18 protein-coding genes are annotated in these 20,933 nt (G+C 62.5%); 8 read left to right on the top strand and 10 right to left on the bottom strand.

All coding sequences use genetic code 11. The features are described from left to right. Nucleotides 1–36: 36 nt before the first annotated feature. From OH720_RS20110 to OH720_RS20085, 6 genes are all read right to left on the bottom strand, one after another. On the bottom strand, nucleotides 37–1,488 hold the full coding sequence (locus OH720_RS20110) for an NAD-dependent succinate-semialdehyde dehydrogenase (RefSeq protein WP_272602620.1): 1,452 nt from the start codon (nucleotides 1,486–1,488) through the stop codon (nucleotides 37–39). 112 nt (nucleotides 1,489–1,600) lie between these two features. Further along, nucleotides 1,601–2,086, bottom strand: coding sequence for a flavin reductase family protein (locus OH720_RS20105; RefSeq protein WP_180204215.1), 486 nt, complete (start codon nucleotides 2,084–2,086; stop codon nucleotides 1,601–1,603). A gap of 12 nt (nucleotides 2,087–2,098) precedes the next feature. Continuing rightward, nucleotides 2,099–3,580, bottom strand: coding sequence for an aldehyde dehydrogenase (locus OH720_RS20100; RefSeq protein ID WP_272602619.1), 1,482 nt, complete (start codon nucleotides 3,578–3,580; stop codon nucleotides 2,099–2,101). Beyond that, nucleotides 3,577–4,410, bottom strand: coding sequence for an alpha/beta fold hydrolase (locus tag OH720_RS20095; protein ID WP_272602618.1), 834 nt, complete (start codon nucleotides 4,408–4,410; stop codon nucleotides 3,577–3,579). The genes OH720_RS20100 and OH720_RS20095 overlap by 4 nt, the downstream gene beginning before the upstream one ends. Before the next feature lie 42 nt (nucleotides 4,411–4,452). Next, nucleotides 4,453–5,043 carry an amino acid synthesis family protein gene (locus OH720_RS20090; RefSeq protein ID WP_007978708.1) on the bottom strand — a complete coding sequence of 197 codons (591 nt, stop codon included), beginning with the start codon at nucleotides 5,041–5,043 and terminating at the stop codon, nucleotides 4,453–4,455. Nucleotides 5,044–5,513: 470 nt separating this feature from the next. Next, the gene (locus OH720_RS20085) at nucleotides 5,514–6,572 is read right to left on the bottom strand and encodes an IS110 family transposase (RefSeq protein ID WP_272606462.1); all 1,059 of its coding nucleotides are present in this window, start codon (nucleotides 6,570–6,572) and stop codon (nucleotides 5,514–5,516) included. Between the two features lie 911 nt (nucleotides 6,573–7,483). On the opposite strand from OH720_RS20085, the gene OH720_RS20080 reads away from it, so the two are divergent. After that, the gene (locus OH720_RS20080; RefSeq protein WP_272606420.1) at nucleotides 7,484–8,542 is read left to right on the top strand and encodes an IS110 family transposase; all 1,059 of its coding nucleotides are present in this window, start codon (nucleotides 7,484–7,486) and stop codon (nucleotides 8,540–8,542) included. Between the two features lie 416 nt (nucleotides 8,543–8,958). Here OH720_RS20080 and OH720_RS20075 read toward each other — a convergent pair whose 3' ends face one another. The 4 genes from OH720_RS20075 to pdxR form a co-directional block, all read right to left on the bottom strand. Next, nucleotides 8,959–10,026, bottom strand: a complete 1,068-nt coding sequence (locus tag OH720_RS20075; RefSeq protein WP_272602617.1) for an alpha/beta fold hydrolase — start codon at nucleotides 10,024–10,026, stop codon at nucleotides 8,959–8,961. 167 nt (nucleotides 10,027–10,193) lie between these two features. Next, nucleotides 10,194–11,459, bottom strand: coding sequence for an MFS transporter (locus tag OH720_RS20070; RefSeq protein WP_272602616.1), 1,266 nt, complete (start codon nucleotides 11,457–11,459; stop codon nucleotides 10,194–10,196). A 38-nt stretch (nucleotides 11,460–11,497) separates the two neighbouring features. Beyond that, nucleotides 11,498–12,568: a sugar phosphate isomerase/epimerase family protein gene (locus OH720_RS20065; protein ID WP_272602615.1), complete on the bottom strand. Its 1,071-nt coding sequence runs from the start codon at nucleotides 12,566–12,568 to the stop codon at nucleotides 11,498–11,500. A 111-nt stretch (nucleotides 12,569–12,679) separates the two neighbouring features. Next, nucleotides 12,680–14,188 (bottom strand): MocR-like pyridoxine biosynthesis transcription factor PdxR, encoded by a 1,509-nt coding sequence (pdxR, locus tag OH720_RS20060; RefSeq protein WP_272602614.1) that lies wholly within the window; start codon nucleotides 14,186–14,188, stop codon nucleotides 12,680–12,682. Between the two features lie 210 nt (nucleotides 14,189–14,398). On the opposite strand from pdxR, the gene OH720_RS20055 reads away from it, so the two are divergent. From OH720_RS20055 to OH720_RS20025, 7 genes are all read left to right on the top strand, one after another. After that, on the top strand, nucleotides 14,399–15,379 hold the full coding sequence (locus OH720_RS20055; RefSeq protein WP_272602613.1) for a quinone oxidoreductase family protein: 981 nt from the start codon (nucleotides 14,399–14,401) through the stop codon (nucleotides 15,377–15,379). A gap of 13 nt (nucleotides 15,380–15,392) precedes the next feature. After that, nucleotides 15,393–16,241, top strand: coding sequence for a TauD/TfdA dioxygenase family protein (locus tag OH720_RS20050; protein WP_180207010.1), 849 nt, complete (start codon nucleotides 15,393–15,395; stop codon nucleotides 16,239–16,241). A gap of 86 nt (nucleotides 16,242–16,327) precedes the next feature. Beyond that, a complete protein-coding gene (locus OH720_RS20045) occupies nucleotides 16,328–17,380 on the top strand; it encodes a 3-keto-5-aminohexanoate cleavage protein (RefSeq protein ID WP_180207009.1) in 1,053 nt (350 codons plus the stop codon). A gap of 88 nt (nucleotides 17,381–17,468) precedes the next feature. After that, nucleotides 17,469–18,785: an MFS transporter gene (locus tag OH720_RS20040; protein WP_272602612.1), complete on the top strand. Its 1,317-nt coding sequence runs from the start codon at nucleotides 17,469–17,471 to the stop codon at nucleotides 18,783–18,785. Then, on the top strand, nucleotides 18,782–19,444 hold the full coding sequence (locus tag OH720_RS20035; protein ID WP_272602611.1) for a DsbA family oxidoreductase: 663 nt from the start codon (nucleotides 18,782–18,784) through the stop codon (nucleotides 19,442–19,444). The genes OH720_RS20040 and OH720_RS20035 overlap by 4 nt, the downstream gene beginning before the upstream one ends. Then, on the top strand, nucleotides 19,441–19,767 hold the full coding sequence (locus OH720_RS20030) for a Rieske (2Fe-2S) protein (protein ID WP_008066685.1): 327 nt from the start codon (nucleotides 19,441–19,443) through the stop codon (nucleotides 19,765–19,767). The genes OH720_RS20035 and OH720_RS20030 overlap by 4 nt, the downstream gene beginning before the upstream one ends. Next, nucleotides 19,764–20,774, top strand: coding sequence for a YeiH family protein (locus tag OH720_RS20025; RefSeq protein WP_272602610.1), 1,011 nt, complete (start codon nucleotides 19,764–19,766; stop codon nucleotides 20,772–20,774). The genes OH720_RS20030 and OH720_RS20025 overlap by 4 nt, the downstream gene beginning before the upstream one ends. Nucleotides 20,775–20,933 lie beyond the last annotated feature (159 nt).

Raw genomic sequence — 20,933 nt, 5'->3', positions numbered from 1 at the left:
AGATCGCAGCCTGCGGCAGCTCCTACAGGTATTGATTCACAGTCCGCCCATCAGGGTGTATTTGAGTTCCAGGTAATCCTCGATGCCGTACTTGGAGCCTTCACGGCCCAGGCCTGAGGATTTGATCCCGCCAAAAGGTGCGACTTCGGTGGAAATCAGCCCTTCGTTGATCCCGACCATGCCGTACTCCAGCGCCTCGCTCATGCGCCAGGCGCGGCCCAGGTCGCGGGTGTAGCAGTAGGCGGCGAGGCCGAATTCGGTATCGTTGGCCATGTGCACGGCCTGCGCTTCACTGTCGAAACGGAACACCGCGGCGAGCGGGCCGAAGGTTTCTTCCCGGGCGACTTTCATCTGCGTGGTGATGCCGGCCAAGACCGTTGGCTGGAAGAAGCCGTGGCCCAGCGCATGACGTTCGCCGCCGCACAGCAAGCGGGCGCCTTGCGCCAGTGCGTCCTGCACATGGTCTTCAACCTTGGCCACGGCGCGCTCGTTGATCAGCGGACCCTGGGTGACACCGTCAGCGAAACCGCTGCCGACCTTGAGTTGCGACACCCGTTCGGCCAGGCGCGCGACAAAGGTGTCGTGAATGCCGTCCTGCACCAGGAAGCGATTGACGCAGACGCAGGTCTGGCCGGCATTGCGAAACTTGGCAATCAGCGCGCCTTCCACCGCACGCTCAAGGTCGGCGTCGTCGAAGACAATGAACGGCGCGTTACCGCCCAGTTCCAGCGAAACTTTCTTCAGCGTCGGCGCGCACTGCGCCATCAGCAACTTGCCGATGGCCGTGGAACCGGTGAACGACAATTTGCGCACCAATGGGCTTGCGGTCAGTTCGGCGCCGATGGCGATGGCATCGCCGGTGATCACGTTGAAAATACCCGCAGGCATGCCGGCCTGTTCGGCCAACGCCGCCATGGCCAGTGCCGAGAAGGGCGTCTCCGGTGCCGGCTTGACGATGCACGGGCAACCGGCGGCCAGCGCCGGGCCGGCCTTGCGAGTGATCATCGCCGCCGGGAAGTTCCAGGGGGTGATCGCCGCGACGACACCGATCGGCTCCTTGCTGACGACAATCCGCGCATCGCCCTTGTGGCTGGGAATGGTGTCGCCGTAGATGCGTTTGGCTTCTTCGGCGAACCACTCGATGAAGCTGGCGGCGTAGAGGATTTCACCCTTGGCTTCGGCCAACGGTTTGCCTTGTTCGAGGGTCAGGATTTCGGCGAGGGCATCGGCATTTTCCAGCATCAGCGCGTGCCAGCGCTTGAGGGTGTTGCTGCGCTCTTTGGCGGTCAGCGCGCGCCAGGCCGGCCACGCGTTGTTGGCGGCGACGATGGCCTGCCGGGCGTGCTCGGCACCAAGGTTCGGCACGCTACCGATGCGTTCACCGGTGGCCGGGTTGAAGATGTCCTGTCGGGCACCGTCGGGCGCATCCAGCCATTGGCCGTTGATGTACGCCTGCTGGCGGAACAGTTGCGAGGCTGCTGGGCTCATGCCGGCTCCTGGAGAATAAGGTGATTACCTGTAGGAGCCGGCTTGCCGGCGAAGGCGTCCGCAAGTACGCCTTCGCCGGCAAGCCGGGCTCCTACAGAGGCTGGTGAAGCCATCAGGCCAGGGCGGGCAGGGGGCCCAGCTTGCCTTTGTGGTAGATCATCGGCGTCACCGGTTGCTCGGGCAGGATCAGGTTCTTCACCGCGCCGACGATGATGGCGTGGTCGCCGCCATCGTATTCACGCCACAGTTCGCACTCGATGATCGCCGTGGCTTTTCGCAGCAACGGGTTACCCCGTTCGCTCAAGTGCCAATCGATGCCGTTGGCCTTGTCCTTGCCCTTGCCGGCGAACGCATAGGCTTCGGCGGTCTGGTCGGCGGACAGCAGGTGAATCGCGAACTGCTTGCTGTCGCGCAGCACCGGGTAAGTGTCCGAGGCGTAGTTGGGGCAGAACAGCACCAGTGCCGGATCAATCGACAGCGCACTGAAGGCGCTGGCGGTAATGCCGACGATGCCACCGTCCGGGTCCAGGGTGGTGACCACCGTGACCCCGGAAGGGAACGAGCTCATGACGTCTTTGTAAATGCCGGGTTCGATCATTTCTCAGGACTCCTAGCGCATCACGAACGGATCAGGCATCGGTGCCTGGGAAAGATTGATCCACACCGTTTTCAGCTCGGTGTAGGCCAGCACGGAATCGATGCCGCTTTCGCGTCCATAGCCACTGTTCTTGAAGCCGCCGATCGGCGCCATGGCCGAAACGGCACGGTAGGTGTTGACCCAGATGATCCCCGAGCGCACGTCCCGGGCCAGGCGATGGGCACGGCCCAGGTCGCGGGTCCAGATGCCGGCGGCGAGGCCGAACTGCGAGTCGTTGGCGATCGCCAGGGCTTCGGCTTCGTCCTTGAAACGGATGACAGAGGCCACCGGGCCGAACACTTCTTCCTGCATGATCTTCATCGAGTTGCGGTCGCACTCGAACAGGGTCGGCTCATAGAACCAGCCTTCGCCCAGATTCTCTGGACGCTTGCCACCCAGACGCAAACGCGCACCTTCGGCAATGGCATCCGACACCAGCCCCTCTACAACAGCAAGCTGCTGCGCGGTGGCCATCGGGCCCATTTCGCTGCTGTCTTCCTGCGGGTTGCCGATGCGGATGCGCTGGGCGCGTTCCACCAGGCGGGCGACGAATTCGTCGTAGATTTCGTCCTGCACCAGCAGGCGCGAACCCGACACACAGCTTTGCCCGGACGCCGCATAGATCCCGGCGATGGCACCGTTGATCGCGCTGTCGAGGTCGGCGTCGGCGAAAATGATGTTCGGCGATTTGCCACCCAGTTCCAGCGACAGCTTGGCGAAGTTCTCTGCGCTGCTGCGCACCACATGCCGCGCCGTGGCCGCGCCGCCGGTGAAGGCGATCTTGCGCACCAGCGGATGGCGGGTCAGGGCGGCGCCGGTGCTTGGGCCGTAACCGGTGACGACGTTGACCACCCCCGGTGGAATCCCGGCTTCCAGCGCCAGGCGCGCCAGCTCGAGAATGGTCGCCGAGGCGTGCTCGGACGGCTTGATCACGATGGTGTTGCCTGCCGCCAGCGCCGGCGCCAGCTTGATCGCGGTCAGGTACAGCGGACTGTTCCATGGAATGATCGCGGCGACCACGCCCATGGCTTCGTGCACGGTGTAGGCAAACAGATCCGGTTTGTCCAGCGGCAGGGTGCCGCCTTCGAGCTTGTCCGCAAGGCCCGCGGTGTAATGGAAAAACTCTGGCAGGTAGCCGACCTGGCCGCGGGTCTCGCGGATCAGCTTGCCGTTGTCGCGGCTTTCCAGCTGCGCCAGTTGTTCCTTGTTTTCGGCGATCAGGTCACCCAGGCGCCGCAGCAACTTGCCCCGGGCGGTGGCGGTCAGGCCGCGCCAGGCCGGGCTGTCGAAGGCAGTCTGCGCAGCCTGTACGGCGCGTTCGACGTCGGCTTCGTCGGCATCGGGCAGTTCGGCCCACGGTTCGGCCAGGGCCGGGTTGAGGCTTTCAAAAGTCTTGCCGGAGAGGGCATCGACCCATTCACCGCCGATGCACATCTGGAAGCGTGCGAGAGTCATGCAACGATCCCCTTGATCTGGTTTTGTCGGGTGTGCGCCGTGTCGAGAAACTCCAGCAACAGCTGGTTGACCAGGCGCGGCGATTCTACGGGCATCATATGCCGCTGCTCGGCGAGTACGGCAACCTGCGCACCGGGAATGCGCTGGGCCAGTTGCTCGGCCATTTCCGGGGTCGACCCCGGGTCGAGTTCACCGGTAGCGACCAGCGTCGGCACCTGGATGCTGGCCAGGTCATCGGCGCGGTACATGTCCTGGGTGGCGAACAGTTCATAAGTGGTCAGGTAACCCTGCGGATCATTCTGCGCGAGGGTCTGGCGCAATGCGGCGATCTGCGCCGGATTGGCCGCCTGGTACTCGCGGCTGAACCAGCGCGACAGTGCGGCTTCGGCGTTGGCATCCGGCCCGTGTTCGGCGGCCTGGGCCGTGCGGGCGATGACACCGGCGCGTTGCTCGGCGGTGCGATTGAACACACTGTTGAGCACCACCAGGCTTTGCAGGCGCTGCGGGTAATGCAGGGCAAAAGCCCGCGCCACCAGCCCACCCATGGAAAAACCGATCACAGCAGCCTTGGGCAATTGCAGATGATCGAGCAGCTCCAGCAGTTGATCGGCATAGCCGAGCAGCGGCGTGCCGCTTTGCGGGCGCGGGCTGGCGCCATGACCGAGCATGTCGTAGGCAATGACGCGGTATTTCGTGGCCAGGCCAACGATCTGGCCGCCCCACATTTCTTTGTTCAGGCCCACGCCGTGGATCAAGACCACGGGCTGGCCTTGGCCGGTCGCCAGGTAACTGGTGCCAGCCGGGGTGCGTTCAGCGGTGAGCCGAATCATGGAGCGCTCCTGCATACCTTTTTGTTTTAGTGACCGACCGGCTTACTGGGCTTTTTCGGCTGCCAGTTCTTCCAGGTCGATGTAGCGATTGCCGATGCGTGGGTGCAGGCGGCCGCCATCGGCGCAACCCAGGACCACGACGATTTCGTCGGCGCGCGGGGCGTCTTCGATCTGCATTTCCAGGGTGATGTAGTGCGAACGCAGGCCTTCATCGTCCTTGTGCATCATGGGGATCTGGATCGAAGTGCCCGGGCCGCCGCGCTTGTTGGTGAAGCTCAGGTAGCTCTTGGCTTTCACCGCTTCGCGGTAGTGGTTGCCGAAGCGCAGGGTGTGGATCACCGCGGAGGCGTGTTCGATTTCACCGTCGGCACCGACCACGGCGGCCTTGCCATACGCTTCGATCTTCTCGGCACCACCGATGATGCCCACCAGGCGCTCGACCATCAGGGCGCCGAGGTCGGAGCAGTTGGCGCGGATCTGCGGCTTGAGGTCTTCAACGAAACCGTTGCCCAGCCAGGGGTTCTTCATCACCACGGCCAGGCCGACCATGGTTACGGGCTTGTCGGTGGCCTTGCCGCCTTCAATGAAGGTTTCTTCGACATAGCTGACGATCTTGCGGATTTCGAAACTCATGAGCTGCTCCGTATCAGGGTGAAAGGTGTCTGTGCGTATGATGGTATACCATAATACCGGATGCGCAATAGCCGAATAGGAGTTTCTGGTCGGATGGTGATAAAAACTGTAGGAGCGAGGCTTGCCCGCGAAGGCGGCCTGACAGCCGACCCATGCTTTGTTGACTGCGTACATATCCATTGCTGCGGTAACGGCCACCTATGGTTTCGCTCTTATGTATGGACTCGCCCCCACTGGCCACCTGTTTTTCAAACACTGCTACCCGGTTGCATCTATGTATAAGGCCTGTTCGAGGAAGCCCTGTCTGCGGCTTCTGGCCGACATTGGTTGAGCTCGCGGTATGCCGATTACATGCAGGCCTCGAAGGCCGGTAAGAGCGCAGGCATCGATCCGCGACGGTCTGACCTGGGGTCAATGTTTTCTAGCAGGGGCTGAAGCGCCGTGGCGCCCCGGTGGCAGAACGCTTATGTTCAGTGACTTGGCGCAGCTGGCCGGCCATGGGCCGGTTGGCTGCGGTAAGTCTGCTCATTTTGTAGCAGCACCCAAACGATTCGCAGGTTGCGGTTCGCCAAGCGTATCGCCGCTTCCTTGCGCCCCAGCCGGGCCTGCCACCGTTGCAAGCGACGATCGTCGGGCAGCTCCGAATCCGCGCGCAAATGCCTCAATACCGCGTGAGCGCCTTGAACCATCAGGCTGCGCACATAGCTGTCGCCGCGTTTGCTTATCCGGCCCAGGCGAATTTTCTGCCCACTGCTTTTCTGCTCAGGCACCATGCCGAAGTAGGCGGCGAACTGGCGTGCATTGGCGAAGCGCTCAGGGTCGGTCTGCTTGGCCAAAAGCGCAGTGGCGATGATCGGGCCGATCCCGCGCACGGTCATCAGCCGTCGGGCCGTTTTGTCCTCGTTCGCGGCCTTCTCCAGGCGACCGGTCAGGACGTTGACCCGTTCGCCCAGTTGGCGCCACTCACCCAGCAGCTCGTCGATCAGTTCACGCAACATCTCCGGCAACGGTTGAGTGGCATCTTCCAGCACCCGAGGCAGGGTCTGGTTGATCGCCGCATCACCCTGTGCCAGGACAACGCCATGCTCCATCAGCAAACCGCGCATCTGGTTACTCATGGCTGTGCGCCGACGGACATAACCCTGGCGGGCCCGGTGCAAGGCCTGCATGGCCAGTGCGGTGGCGCTTTTGATGGGGACCGCGGCAATTTTGCTGTCGCGCCCGGCACGCAATATGGCCAGTGCATCATTTCGATCATTTTTGGCGCCGCTGCGGTGCTGGGCCACAAGCTGTGCCGGAAGAATCCGCGCCAGATTGCCCTGGGCCTGTAGTTGGCGCGCCCATGCTTGAGCGCCTGGACCTGTTTCCACGAGCACTACTATGCTTGGCGGCAGTTGGCGCAGAAAGGCATGAAAGGCTTCACGCGACTTGATGCGTTCTTCGTAAAGCACTTGGCCAAGAGCGTCTTCGCCTGCCACCTGAAAGACCTGCTTGGCCAAATCGACCGCCACTGTCGTGCAGGCCGACAGATCGCTGGAAGACAAAGACTGTTTAACCGTCGTATGCTTTTTCATGGATTCGCCCTCGCTGTCGGTGGCTTCTTAGACTGCCCCCGTGGCGCATTGACGCCTCGGCGCGGGCGAGTCCATCCAATTACAGCGACTCACTTTTTCAAACGCCAAAAAGTAAGCAAAAGGCTTTGCCCCACCACTCGGTGCCTCGCTTAGGCTCGGCATGCCCTCACTCCGGCATTGCTCCGTGGGTCGCCGCGATGGGCCATCCCTGGCCCAGCGCGGCTAAACCGGCGTCCTGCCGGTTTCCCCACTGCGCAATGCCTGCGTTCGGCCATCGTGGTTAACGGGGCACCCAGATCAAAAACAAAAGCGAGGCGGCCTTAAAGCCGACCTGATCTTTTCCAGACACCCCTCAAATCCCCTGTAGGAGCCAGGCTTGCCGGCGAACCAGGCGCCGCGGTGTATCTGTTGTACCGCGTTATCGTTCTTCGCCGGCAAGCCTGGCTCCTACAGGGAATTGCGTACGGCTCCCGATCAGGTCGGCTTTAAGGCCGCCTCGCTTTTGCGTTTGATCTTGATCTGGCTTTTGATTTTCTTGCCCCATCGAGAGGCCGAGTGGAGGTTCTGCGCAGTGGGTAAACCGGCAAGGATGCCGGTTTAGCCGCGCTGGGCCATGGATGGCCCATCGCGGCGACCCACGGAGCAGGACCGGAGCGAGGGTATGCCGAGCCTTAGCGAGGCACCGAACGCCAGGGGCAAGAGCCCTTGGTTACTTGGGGCTCTTCCAAGTGACTCGCTGTAATTGGATGGACTCGCCCGCGCCGAGGCGTCAATGCGCCACGGGGGCAGTCTAAGAAGCCACCGACAGCGAGGGCGAATCCATGAAAAAGCATACGACGGTTAAACAGTCTTTGTCTTCCAGCGATCTGTCGGCCTGCACGACAGTGGCGGTCGATTTGGCCAAGCAGGTCTTTCAGGTGGCAGGCGAAGACGCCCTTGGCCAGGTGCTTTACGAAGAACGTATCAAGTCGCGTGAAGCCTTTCACGCCTTTCTGCGCCAACTGCCGCCAAGCGTAGTAGTGCTGGTGGAAACAGGTCCAGGCGCTCAAGCATGGGCGCGCCAGCTACAGGCTCAGGGCAATCTGGCGCGGATTCTTCCGGCACAGCTGGTGGCCCAGCACCGCAGCGGCGCCAAAAATGATCGAAATGATGCACTGGCCATATTGCGTGCGGGACGGGACAGCAAAATTGCCGCGGTCCCCATCAAAAGCGCCACCGCGCTGGCCATGCAGGCCTTGCACCGGGCCCGCCAGGGTTATGTCCGTCGGCGCACAGCCATGAGTAACCAGATGCGCGGTTTGCTGATGGAGCATGGCGTTGTCCTGGCTCAGGGTGATGCGGCGATCAACCAGACCCTGCCTCGGGTGCTCGAAGACGCCACCCAACCGTTGCCGGAGATGTTGCGTGAACTGATCGACGAGCTGCTGGGCGAATGGCGCCAACTGGGCGAACGGGTCAACGTCCTGACCGGTCGCCTGGAGAAGGCCGCGAACGAGGACAAAACGGCCCGGCGGCTGATGACCGTGCGCGGGATCGGCCCGATCATCGCCACTGCGCTTTTGGCCAAGCAGACCGACCCTGAGCGCTTCGCCAATGCACGCCAGTTCGCCGCCTACTTCGGCATGGTGCCTGAGCAGAAAAGCAGTGGGCAGAAAATTCGCCTGGGCCGGATAAGCAAACGCGGCGACAGCTATGTGCGCAGCCTGATGGTTCAAGGCGCTCACGCGGTATTGAGGCATTTGCGCGCGGATTCGGAGCTGCCCGACGATCGTCGCTTGCAACGGTGGCAGGCCCGGCTGGGGCGCAAGGAAGCGGCGATACGCTTGGCGAACCGCAACCTGCGAATCGTTTGGGTGCTGCTACAAAATGAGCAGACTTACCGCAGCCAACCGGCCCATGGCCGGCCAGCTGCGCCAAGTCACTGAACATAAGCGTTCTGCCACCGGGGCGCCACGGCGCTTCAGCCCCTGCTAGAAAACATTGACCCCAGGTCAGACCGTCGCGGATCGATGCCTGCGCTCTTACCGGCCTTCGAGGCCTGCATGTAATCGGCATACCGCGAGCTCAACCAATGTCGGCCAGAAGCCGCAGACAGGGCTTCCTCGAACAGGCCTTATACATAGATGCAACCGGGTAGCAGTGTTTGAAAAACAGGTGGCCAGTGGGGGCGAGTCCATACATAAGAGCGAAACCATAAGCAGCCGTTACCGCAGGAACGGATATGTACTCCTGAAAGACAATCATCGAATGTCAGGACGCCTTCGCCGGCAAGCCGGGCTCCTACAGTAGATCGGGTACAGCCGCGAGCAATTGGTCGGCTGCCAGCCCCTATCGCTGGGCCTCAAAGATGATCCGCATCGATCACCGCCTTGGCGAACGCCTGCGGGTCTTCCTGCGGCAGGTTGTGGCCGATACCGCCGCTGATCAGGCGGAATTCGTATTTGCCGGTAAAGCGCTTGGCGTAATCCTCGGGGGCCGGGTGTGGCGCGCCGTTGGCATCGCCCTCCATCGTGATGGTCGGCACGCTGATGGAAGGCGCGGTGGCCAGTTTCTGCTCCAGCGCTTCGTATCGGCTCTCGCCCTGAACCAGGCCCAGGCGCCAGCGATAGTTGAACACGGTGATGTCGACATGGTCGGGGTTTTCCAGCGCCTTGGCGCTGCGGTCGAAGGTGGCGTCGTCGAAGGCCCATTTTGGCGAGGCCGTTTGCCAGATCAGCTTGGCGAAGTCATGGGTGTTTTTCTCGTAGCCGGCGCGGCCGCGGTCGGTGGCGAAGTAGAACTGGTACCACCACTGCAGCTCGGCCTTGGGCGGCAGCGGGTTCTTGCCGGCGGCCTGGTTGCCGATCAGGTAGCCACTGACCGAGACCAGTGCCTTGACCCGTTCTGGCCATAGCGCCGAAACGATGCCGGCGGAACGTGCGCCCCAATCATAGCCACCGAGCACGGCTTGCTTGATCTTCAGGGCGTCCATGAAGTCGATGACGTCGCTGGCCAGCGCGGCCGGCTGGCCATTGCGCAGGGTTTTGTCGGAGAGGAAATGCGTGTCGCCGTAGCCTCGCGCATAGGGCATCAACACGCGATAACCCTTGGCCGCCAACAAGGGCGCGACCTCGTCATAGCTGTGGATGTCGTACGGCCAGCCGTGCAGCAGGATCACCACCGGTCCGTCGGCCGGGCCCGTTTCGGCGTATGCCACGTTCAGCAGGCCGGCGTTGACATGCTTGAGCGGACCGAACGGCGAAGTGGCCGCCTGCGTGGCACCCGCCGCTGTCGCGCCAGGCTGCGCGGTCGCGGACGTTTGCCCGTGGGCGGCACCCAGCACGCCGAACAGACTCAGCGCGAGGATCGAAGCGCTGATCAGACTGCGACGGGGTTTACCGGTGTTGTCGTTCTGCTGTGCCATCTTCATGGTGATGCTCCTTTGCAAGCCGCTGGCCAGGGGATCCGGCCGATCCCCTTCAAACCCTGCCTGCATTTGAGCGCGGTGACGTATCTGGCCTGTGTCCAAAGAGCGGGACCGGTGCAAGCACCTGTATCCCGCCGTTGTCCAGATACACAGTGATACACAGCGTCGGATCAGGCCTGCGCTGCACTCACCTGGCCGCTGGCCGTGGACTTCCTGCGCACCGATTGATACAGCAGGCTGGACACCATGAAGCCAATGATCGCCAACCCGCTCATCAGGCTGAATACATAGTTATAGCCCTGCTGGCCGGGGAAGTGGTCGAGGATGGCGCCATAGATCACGTAGGCGAACATGCCCGGTGCATAGCCGATCAGGCAGCCGATGCCGAAGGCCGAGCCGGTGATGTGCGGGGGAATGCCGACTTCACCCATGGGCGCCCAGAACACGCCGCGCATGGAGAACACGATCAGCGCAAAGGACAGGGTGGCGGCCATGCCGGCATAGATGAAGCTCGGGCTCTTGGGAATCAGCAGGATGACGCCCATCAGCGGCAGCAATGCGAGGAACGCCCACTTGAGGTAGCGGCTGGTGCTCTTGAACTGCTTGTCGGCGATGAAACCGCCGGCAGGGCCGCCGAGGATCTTGAGGAAGTACTGGTTGATGATGCCGTAGGCGCCCACCAGTGCCACGGGCAGGCCGTACATTTCCTTGAGGTAGGGAATGAAATAGGTCAGGCCGCAGTAGACGATGTAGACCATGAACACATTGAGGCTGACCAGCCAGATGCCCGGCACCTTGATCGCTTCGAACAGGTTGGCCAGGCCATTCCCGGGCTTGGCGGTCGTCTGTGTGCCACCGCTCTTGAGCAGGAACCAGGTCAGGGTCCCGGCGAGGATGTCGATCACCGAGTAGAACAGGATCGCCGATTTCAGGCCGGCTTCGCCCGAACCCATGGCGACGAACACGCCCAGCGCGCAGAAGGCCACCAGGGTATCGACGACGCCACGTCCGCCTTCCAGCAGGCCGAACAGCCGGCCCTGTTCCTGATCGTCGCCCAGGTTGCGGATGGCCTTGAGCAGCGAGGGCCAGAAGATGCAGTCGGCACACACCGCCAGCAGGCTGAACACGATCAACAAGTTGCTGAAGGGCGGAAAGGTGGCCAGGTACAGCCCCAGGCTGCCGGTTCCGATCAGGCCGATGGGGATCAGCTTGCGGGTGTCGTAGCGATCGGCGAGCAGGCCGCCGACCACGAACAACGCGGTGGCGATGATTGCGTTGGCGCTCAGCAGCAGGCCGATTTCAGTGTGGCTCAAGCCCATGAATTCTTGCATGGGCACATAGAAGGCGTCCTTGAGGTTGGCCAGCTTGTAGATGGTGCCGCCACCGAGGATGAGTATCAGGAATCTGAGCCATTTGGCCTTGTTTTGCGTTGTCATTATTGTTCTCCGGGCGTATTTGGTTCGTAGCGTCGGGTTCAGGCTTGAGGACTGTGAGCAAGGGTCAGTTCAGCCAGGGTGCGCAACTCGGCCAGCACGCCGCGCACGTAGGCCACCTGGTTGTTCGCCCAGCGGTGTTCGTCGGCCAGCATTTGCTCCAGCGTGAAGCCGTCGGGCAGTGGCGTGTCACTCATTTCCCGATAGGCGATGAAGGGGTCGGCCGCCTCGAGGGTCTGGCGGAACGCCGGGGCCACGTAGTGGTTTTCCTGCTCGAGGATGAAGGCGATCACCTGCGGGCTTGTTTCGCCAAGCATCAACAGCTCGAACAGCAGGCGAGCGCTGGGCAGGTGGTCTTCGGCGCTGCCCTGCAGCACGCCGTAGTGCCCGAAGCCGTTTTGCTCGGGGACCACGCGCACGCCCTTGAGGTGCGCCTGGCGGATGTGCGGCGCCAGGTTACGCAGCGCCTGCAGGGGTTGTTCGCAGGCATTGATCATGTTGCCGAAGTCAAACAGGGCATGCAGGCGAGGGTGGTCGAGGCGGTTCAGCAGTTGCGCGATCTCGTCGCTCTTGAGCTCTTCATGCTGCTCGAAGTCGAAGTACAGGTCGTGCGCGTCTGCCTGCTGTGCGAGGTAGCGCAGGTCGGTTTCGATCAGGTCCATGACCCGCGACAGCGTTCCCTCGTAGCGCGAGTAGACGCGGATGTTGCGCACGCCCAGGGCCAGGGCGATGGCGATCACCTGGTCGACATCTTTTTTTCGCGTGCTGCTGATTTCCAGATGCACATCCAGTCCCAGGGCACGGGCCTTGTCGGCAAACACCTGCAGTTGCGCAGGCGTCATCTGGCTCAGGCTGTTGGCCTCGCCGTCGAGCAAGTGCAGGCTCAGGCCTTGCAGCTCGTGGCGATAGGCGAAGTCGAGGAGGTCGGCGGGGGTGACGCGACCGTGGGTGAGGTTGGTCAGCAGCGGGTAGGCGTGGGCAAACAGGCGCAGTTGCGCCAGTCGTTCGAGCAACTGCCGGGCCAGTGCGTCCGTCAGCACGGGCGCCGTGCCGTCCTCGACCACGTTGTGGCAAAGCAAGGCGTTGAATCGTTCCTGGATCTTATTGTTCATTCGAGTCGTTCCTGGTTCAGACACGGGTCTTGCGACGCAGCCTTTATCGCGCCAGCCAGGAACTCTCGATAGATCCATTATCAGTTAATTGTTAAGACCACTTGCCGTGCTTCAAGTGGTTTGCGTCAGGCACCCCATGGCGTCCAGGGCCCGGGCCAGCGCCTCGACGCGTTCCCGGGCCTGGTGTTCGGGGGTGCCGGCAAAACCGATCAGCAGGGCGGGCGGCTGGACGTGCCCGATGCAGTAGTCGGAGAGGGCGTAGGTGTGAATGTTGTGTCGCGCCAGTTGCTTGGCAATCGCGTCGCCATCGAGCGTGGGGGGTAGCCAGGCGATCAGGTGCATGCCGGCGTCCACCGGGGTGATCCGCAAGAAGCCGCCGAGCTGTTGTTGCAGCTGCTCGACCAGGGCCTGCTGGCGCGCCTGGTACAGTGCGCGCAGGCGGCGGATGTGCCCCAGGAAGTGGCCTTCGACCATGAAGTCCGCCGTCGTCGCCTGCAGCAGGGTGGGCGGGCTGCGATCCATGACCGCGCGCAAGGTGCAGAAGGGCTCGACCAGGGCCTGGGGCAATATCACGTAGCCCAGTCGCAGCGAGGGAAACAGCACTTTGCTGAACGTCCCGACGTAGATCACCCGTGCCATCTGGTCCATGGCATAGAGCGCGGGAAGGAGGCGGCCGCTGTAGCGCAATTCACTGTCGCAATCGTCTTCGATGATCCAGCTCTGCTGGCGTGCCGCCCAATCGATCAGTGCCTGGCGTCGCGCATAACTGAGGGTCACGCCCAGGGGATGCTGGCGCGAGGGCGTAGTGAACACCAGGCGCGCATCCGGGCATTGGGCCAGGCCTTGCTCGACATCGATCCCCTGTTCATCGACAGGCAGCGGCACCACCTGCGCGCCCTGGGCCTGCAGGGCGATGCGCGCCGCGATGTGCCCCGGGTCCTCCATCCACACGCGGTCCTGCGGGTTGAGCAGCAGCATGCCCAGCAGGTTGAAGGCTTGCTGCGCACCGGAAACGATCACCACTTGCCCGGCATCACAGTCGATGCCCCGGGCGTCGAAGACGTACTCGGCAATGGCCGTGCGCAACGCCTGCAAGCCTTGCAGTTCGCCGTAACCGAGCATGGCCTTGGTCGGCTTGAGCAGGTGACGGTTCATCAGGCGCCGCCAGATCGCGTGCGGGAAGGCGTCGTAGGTGCTGTGGCTGGGCAGGAAGGAGGTCGGGGTGGCAGGGTCCCAGTCGGCATAGGACACCCCGCGAAAATGATCGCTGCGCAGCGACAGCATCGACTGGCTCAGGTCGGACAGGCGAGGGGGCTGGCGTGCCTGCCCGTCGTCGACAGCCGTGCGGTGCTCCCATTCGGTGCCGACGTAGGTGCCAGCGCCGGTGCGCGAGGCCAGGAAACCCTCGGCGATCAACTGATCGAAGGCATTGAGGATGGTGATCCGCGACAACGCCAGTTCCTTGCTCAAGGTGCGGGTCGATGGTAAGCGCACGCCGCCCTGGATCCGCCCTCCGAGGATCTGTTTGCGGATCTGCAAATACAGTTGGCGGTACAAGGGGATGGCGCTGGCACGGTCCAGCTCGATGGCCGACAGCAACAAACCTGCGGGGGATTTCATGAAGCACTCGTCTGGACGGTGTGTCGTGGTGTGCAGGGTAGCGAGCGGCACGGGATAAGTCATCTACCGCCATGAACGCCATGGCGAGCACTGTCATGAAATGAAAAGCCATTGTCGTCTGATGAGAAGCGGCTCAACAGGCAGCGTCCTACAGTCCAATCAGCGCAAATCGACGCAACAGCCAATATTGCAGACTGGAGAATAAGAAAAATGGCCAAGGCCGTACGCTTCTACGAAACTGGTGGTCCTGAAGTCCTTCGTTATGAGGATGTCGAAGTCGGCGATCCAGGCCCGGGCCAGGTTCGTCTGCGTCATGTGGCGGTCGGCCTGAACTATGCCGACACCTACTTTCGCAATGGCACCTACCCGATCCCGATGCCCAACGGCATGGGCGTCGAGGCCTCCGGCGTGGTCCAGGCCATCGGCGAAGGGGTGACCAATGTCCAGGTGGGTGACCGCGTCACCTATACCGGTTTCCTCAACACCCTGGGTGCCTACAGCACCGAACGACTGATCGCCGCCGCGCCGCTGATCAAGCTGCCGGAAACCATCAGTTTCGAAGCGGCAGCGGCCATGACCATGCGCGGCCTGACGTCTTCGTACCTGATGCGTCGCATCTACGACTTCAAGGAAGGCGACAGCATCCTGCTGCACGCCGCCGCCGGTGGCGTCGGCCTGATCGTCTCGCAGTGGGCCAAATTGCTCGGCCTGAACGTGATCGGCACGGTCTCGACCGAGGAAAAGGCCGAAATCGCCCGGGCCCACGGTTGCGACCATACGATCAATTACAGCCATGAAGACGTCGCCGCACGCGTTCGTGAATTGACCGACGGTGTCGGCGTCAACGTGGTGTTCGACAGCGTCGGCAAGAACACCTTCATGGGCTCGCTGGATTCGTTGAAACCCCGTGGCCTGATGGTGTGCGTGGGTACCGCCTCCGGACCGATCCCGGCGTTCGACCCGGTGATGCTGGCGATGAAAGGTTCGCTGTTCCTGACCCGTCCGGCCCTGGCCAACTACATCGCCGACCCTGCGGAAAAAGCCGCCCTGGCCGGTGAGTTGTTCGACCACGTCGGCAGCGGCCGGATCAAGATCGAGATCAACCAGCACTACGCCTTGCAGGATGCGGTGCAGGCTCATCGCGATCTTGAGTCGCGCAAGACCACCGGTTCATCGATTTTCGTCATTTAAGGAGCAGCCAGCCATGAAAGTCGAACAATTGACCTGCAGCATCGGCGCCGAACTGATCGGCGTGAACCTCGCCGACGCGGTGCATGATGACGGTCTGTTTGCCGAGATTCGTGCCCAGTTGCTCAAGCACCGGGTGGTGTTCCTGCGCGACCAGGACATCACGCGCGCCGAACACGTGGCCTTTGCCCGGCGCTTCGGCGAGCTGGAGGACCATCCGGTGGCCGGCAGCGATCCGGAGCACCCGGGACTGGTGCGCATCTACAAGAACCCGGACCAGCCGATGGACCGCTACGAAAACGCCTGGCATACCGATGCGACCTGGCGCGATGCACCGCCGATGGGTTGCGTGCTGCGCTGCGTGGAGTGTCCACCGGTGGGCGGCGACACCATGTGGGCCAACATGGTCCAGGCCTATGCGAACTTGCCGGAAGACGTAAAGGTCAAGATCGCCGACCTGCGCGCCCGCCACAGCATCGAAGCGAGCTTCGGTGCCGCCATGCCGATTGAAAAACGCCTGGCACTCAAGGCGATGTACCCGGACGCCGAACACCCGGTGGTGCGCACTCACCCGGAAACCGGCGAGAAGGTGCTGTTCGTCAACGCTTTCACCACCCATTTCAGCAACTACCACACCGCTGAACGGGTGCGCTTCGGCCAGGACGCCAACCCGGGCGCGAGCGAGTTGCTGCGCTACCTGATCAGCCAGGCGTACATCCCCGAGTATCAAGTGCGCTGGCGCTGGAAGCCCAACAGCATCGCCATCTGGGACAACCGCAGCACGCAGCATTACGCCGTCATGGACTACCCGCCGTGCCATCGCAAGATGGAGCGCGCCGGGATCATCGGCGACAAGACCTACTGATCGACCCTCTCTGCATACGCACTCGTAGACACGCCTGCCCGGCTCGAACCCGGGTGGGCGCGACAAACATAAAAATGGAGTAAACCATGCAATTCTTCGACGATTCCCTGCACCCCGAAAACATGGAAAAAGTGGTCATCACCGTGGCCCCGTATGGCCCGGAATGGATGCCTGAAGATTTCCCTGAAGACATCCCGTTGACCATGGACGAGCAAGTCCAGAAAGCGGTCGATTGCTATGAAGCCGGCGCCACGGTCCTGCACCTGCATGTGCGTGAACTGGACGGCAAGGGCTCCAAGCGCCTGTCCAAGTTCAACGAGCTGATCGCCGGTGTACGCGAAGCCGTGCCGGACATGATCATCCAGGTCGGTGGCTCGATTTCCTTCGCCCCGGAAAGCGATGGCGAAGCCGCCAAGTGGCTGTCCGACGATACCCGCCACATGCTGGCCGAGCTGACGCCAAAACCGGACCAGGTCACGGTGGCGATCAACACCACCCAGATGAACATCATGGAGCTGCTGTACCCGGAATACCTGGAAGGCACTTCCCTGGCCAACCCGCTGGTCCAGGCGGCCTACAGCGAAATGACCGTGCCGGCAGGTCCAGCCTGGGTCGCCGAACACCTCAAGCGCCTGATGGACAACGGCATCCAGCCGCACTTCCAGCTGACTGGCATTCATGCCTACGAAACCCTGGAGCGCCTGGTACGCAAGGGCATCTACAAGGGGCCGATGAACCTGACCTGGATCGGCATCGGCGGTGGTTTCGATGGTCCGAACCCGTTCAACTTCTTCAACTTCATCCACCGTGTTCCGGACGGCTGCACCCTGACCTCCGAATCGCTGCTCAAGAACGTTCTGCCGTTCAATACCATGGCGATGTCCATGGGGCTGCACCCGCGTGTTGGCAACGAAGACACTATCATTGATCACAAGGGCGAGCGTTTCGGCTCGGTTGCGCAGATCAAGCAAACCGTACGCATTGCCCACGAACTGGGTCGCGAAATCGCCACTGGCAAAGAAGCCCGTGAGATCTACCGCATCGGTGTGCAGTACGACAGCATCGAAGAAACCCTGTTGGCCAACGGCATGTCCCCCAACCGCAAGGCTGGGCAGAAGGGTGTGCCGCAACGCGGCTGACCCGTGGTGCGCACGAGAGGCCGTGACCACTCGTGCGCACTGCAAAACGCTTGATAACAAAAATAAATAAAAGCTTTGAGGAGGCTGCATGGCCTTTCACCCAATCGCCGACGATGACGACGCTGGTGGCGTCAACGTTGCGCGTAAATATGCCTGGATTGTTTTTGCACTGACGTTCAGCCTGTTGATTTCCGATTACATGTCACGCCAGGTGCTGAACGCGGTATTCCCGCTGCTCAAGAGCGAATGGGCCCTGAGCGACGGCCAGCTTGGCCTGCTCAGTGGCATTGTCGCGCTGATGGTCGGCTTGCTGACATTCCCGCTGTCGCTGATGGCCGACCGCTTTGGTCGGGTCAAGAGCCTGGCGCTGATGGCGATGCTGTGGAGCCTGGCCACCCTGGGTTGTGCGTTGGCGCAGGACTATCAGCAAATGTTCATCGCCCGCTTCATGGTCGGCGTCGGCGAAGCGGCCTACGGCAGCGTTGGCATCGCGGTGGTGATTTCGGTGTTTCCGAAACACATGCGGGCAACCCTGGCCAGCGCCTTCATGGCGGGCGGGATGTTCGGTTCGGTGTTGGGCATGGCGTTGGGCGGTGCTATCGCCGCCAAGCTCGGCTGGCGCTGGTCGTTCGCCGGCATGGCGCTGTTCGGCCTGCTGCTGGCAATCCTTTACCCGATCATCGTCAAGGAAGCGCGCATCGCACCGCAACGGGTTGCCAAGGCTGTCGCGGGGGCCAAGCGCCCGCTGCGTACGCTGTGGTCCAGCCGTTCGGTGGTGGCGACCTACGTCGCCAGCGGCTTGCAGCTGTTCGTCGGTGGCACGGTGATGGTGTGGATTCCCAGCTACCTCAATCGCTATTACGACATGCCCACGGACAAGGCCGGTGGCATGGCTGCGATCATCGTGCTGTGCAGCGGTGCGGGGATGATTGTGTGCGGCATGCTCAGCGATCGGTTGTGTCGCAACTCGCCGGAACGCAAGGTCAGCCTGGCCATCGCTTTTTGCCTGGGCAGTTGCCTGTTGTTGTCGGCGGCCTTCGCACTGACGGCAGGGCCTCTGCAACTGGCACTGATCTGCCTGGGCATGCTGATTGCCACCGGTACCACCGGCCCAGCTGGCGCGATGGTTGCCAACCTGACCCATTACTCGGTCCATGGCACGGCCTTCGCCACGCTGACATTGGCCAACAACATGCTGGGACTGGCGCCGGGGCCGTTCATCACCGGAAGGGTGTCGGACCTCATCGGCCTGCATGCCGCTTTCCAGCTGGTGCCACTGGTCAGCCTCGCTGCAGCGGCCGTGTTCTTTTACGCCAAGTGTCATTACCACAAAGATATTGCCCGTCTTCAGGGTCAGAGCGTGCCTGACCCCGTCAGCCAAGCCGGGTTAGAGGTGAAGTTGTGAGTCGTCGTCTAGAGATTGATGTGTTTTTCGATTTTATCTGCCCCTGGTGCCTGATCGGCAAACGCCAGCTGGAGCATGCGCAGGTACAGTTTCGCAATCGCCATCCGGATGTGCAGATCAGTACGCGGTGGCATGGCGTGCAGTTGCTGCCGCAGTTGCCGTTGGAAGGTGAGCCCTTCGCCGATTTCTACCGCAAGCGCCTGGGCAATGCCGATGCCATGACCATGCGCCAGGCCCAGGTACAAAAGGCTGCCGCGGCAGTTGGACTGACCATCGACCTCAGCGACATCGAGACGATGCCCAACACCGCGGACGCCCATCGTCTGTTCGAGCGGGTCAGCGCGCTGGGCAATGCTGCCCAGCGTGAAATGTTGCTCGAGCGGATGTTCGCCGCTTATTTCCGCAAACGCGAAAACCTTGGTTGCCGCGAGACTTTGCTCGCCATTGCCCGCTCCTGCGGCGTCGATACCGCCGCCGTGCTCGATTGCCTGAAGGGCGACGCCACGCCATTTGCCGGAGCCCCCGGAGCGACAAGTGGCGTGCCGAGTTTCCAGTTTGACGGTCGCCTGACGGTGATCGGTGCCCAACCTGCCCAAGCGCTGCTGACGGCCATGAACCAAGCCCTCAAGGAAGGTGAGCGCGAGCAGGCGCCGGCATGACCCGGCGCATTCCCGTACCTGCCGGCAAACACCCGCAGGCCGGTGGCCGGGCGTTGTTCGAGTTCGAAGACAAAAGCCTGGCGTTGTTCAACGTCGACGGGCAACTGTTCGCCATCGACGACAGTTGCCCGCACCAGGGCGCCTCGCTGTGTGGCGGGCGTCTTGAGGGGCGGGTGATTCAATGTTGCGCCCATGGTTTGCGCTTCGATCTGCACAGCGGCTACCTGCTCAATTCCAGGCAGGTCAAGGTCAACAACTACCCGGTCGAGATCATCGACGGCCAGGCGTTCATCGTCATCGTTCCTGAGGAGTCCGCGCCATGAGCGCCATCGCCCTTACCCGTATCCATAGCCGCACGCGCGAACTGGCCCCGGGGTTTATCGTCAGCTTGATCGTGGCCGCCGCCGCGTCGTTCCTGTCCGAGCACTACGGTGCGCCCGTCATGCTGTTTGCCCTGCTGCTGGGTATGGCCCTGAATTTCCTCTCCGGTGACGGCGCCTGCAAGGCCGGCATCGAGTTCACCGCGCGCACCGTGTTGCGCATCGGCGTAGCGCTGCTGGGCATGCGTATCACCCTCGAACAGATGGCGGCGCTGGGCTGGAAGCCCGTGGCCCTGGTGGTGATTTTGGTGGTGGTGACGATCGGTGTGTCGGTGATCGCGGCCAAGGCGCTGGGCTTTCAGCGCTTGTTCGGGATGCTCACTGGAGGGGCTACTGCGATCTGTGGTGCCTCGGCCGCGCTGGCGCTGGCGGCCGCGCTGCCGAATCACCCGCAGAAAGAACGCGCGACCCTGTTCACGGTAATCGGTGTCTCGGCGCTGTCGACGATGGCGATGATCGTCTACCCGATGATCGCCAACTGGCTGCAACTGTCGCCGCAGGTGGCCGGGGTGTTTCTCGGGGCGACCATCCACGACGTGGCCCAGGTGGTTGGCGCCGGCTACAGCATGTCTACCGAGACCGGTGACACGGCTACGGTGGTCAAGCTGATGCGGGTCGCCATGCTGCTGCCGGTGATCGTCACCGCCGCAATGATCACCCGTATGCAGGGCGCCGATCCGACTGGCAAGCGTCCACCGTTGCTACCGTGGTTCGCCGTGGGTTTCCTGATTCTGGCGTGCATCAACAGCACCGGGTGGATCGCCCCGGGGGTGCAGGGTTCGGTCAATGAGCTGTCGCGCTGGTGCCTGGTGGTGTCCATCAGTGCCCTGGGCATGAAGACCCAGCTCAAGGAGCTGGCGGCGGTGGGTATCAAGCCGATCCTGCTGATGGTGGGGGAGACGGTGTTCCTCGTCGTGCTGGTGCTGTTGTTGCTGCACTGGGGGCTTTGACGCCCGACGCATAAGCTTTCTGGCAGAGGACTGCACCGTGGTTGGCTCCTAGCTGCGGTGGTGTTCTCGACCGGTGTGGACAGCACCGGTTTTTTCACGGCGACTGTACCAGCAGTCGCCGTTTTTTTTTGTTCGGTGCGGCTGTGGGAGGTTGTTGTC

The sequence above is a fragment of the Pseudomonas sp. WJP1 genome (genome assembly GCF_028471945.1).
In the GTDB taxonomy this organism is placed as follows: domain Bacteria; phylum Pseudomonadota; class Gammaproteobacteria; order Pseudomonadales; family Pseudomonadaceae; genus Aquipseudomonas.
The sequence above is the reverse complement of the archived record's forward strand: the minus strand, read 5'-3'. Positions and strand labels throughout refer to the sequence as shown.

Coding starts and splice junctions, on each gene's coding strand:
- OH720_RS20110 (WP_272602620.1), bottom strand. CDS start 1,488: ATGAGCCCAGCAGCCTCGCAACTGTTCCGCCAGCAGGCGTACATCAAC.
- OH720_RS20105 (WP_180204215.1), bottom strand. CDS start 2,086: ATGATCGAACCCGGCATTTACAAAGACGTCATGAGCTCGTTCCCTTCC.
- OH720_RS20100 (WP_272602619.1), bottom strand. CDS start 3,580: ATGACTCTCGCACGCTTCCAGATGTGCATCGGCGGTGAATGGGTCGAT.
- OH720_RS20095 (WP_272602618.1), bottom strand. CDS start 4,410: ATGATTCGGCTCACCGCTGAACGCACCCCGGCTGGCACCAGTTACCTG.
- OH720_RS20090 (WP_007978708.1), bottom strand. CDS start 5,043: ATGAGTTTCGAAATCCGCAAGATCGTCAGCTATGTCGAAGAAACCTTC.
- OH720_RS20075 (WP_272602617.1), bottom strand. CDS start 10,026: ATGAAGATGGCACAGCAGAACGACAACACCGGTAAACCCCGTCGCAGT.
- OH720_RS20070 (WP_272602616.1), bottom strand. CDS start 11,459: ATGACAACGCAAAACAAGGCCAAATGGCTCAGATTCCTGATACTCATC.
- OH720_RS20065 (WP_272602615.1), bottom strand. CDS start 12,568: ATGAACAATAAGATCCAGGAACGATTCAACGCCTTGCTTTGCCACAAC.
- pdxR (WP_272602614.1), bottom strand. CDS start 14,188: ATGAAATCCCCCGCAGGTTTGTTGCTGTCGGCCATCGAGCTGGACCGT.
- OH720_RS20055 (WP_272602613.1), top strand. CDS start 14,399: ATGGCCAAGGCCGTACGCTTCTACGAAACTGGTGGTCCTGAAGTCCTT.
- OH720_RS20050 (WP_180207010.1), top strand. CDS start 15,393: ATGAAAGTCGAACAATTGACCTGCAGCATCGGCGCCGAACTGATCGGC.
- OH720_RS20045 (WP_180207009.1), top strand. CDS start 16,328: ATGCAATTCTTCGACGATTCCCTGCACCCCGAAAACATGGAAAAAGTG.
- OH720_RS20040 (WP_272602612.1), top strand. CDS start 17,469: ATGGCCTTTCACCCAATCGCCGACGATGACGACGCTGGTGGCGTCAAC.
- OH720_RS20030 (WP_008066685.1), top strand. CDS start 19,441: ATGACCCGGCGCATTCCCGTACCTGCCGGCAAACACCCGCAGGCCGGT.
- OH720_RS20025 (WP_272602610.1), top strand. CDS start 19,764: ATGAGCGCCATCGCCCTTACCCGTATCCATAGCCGCACGCGCGAACTG.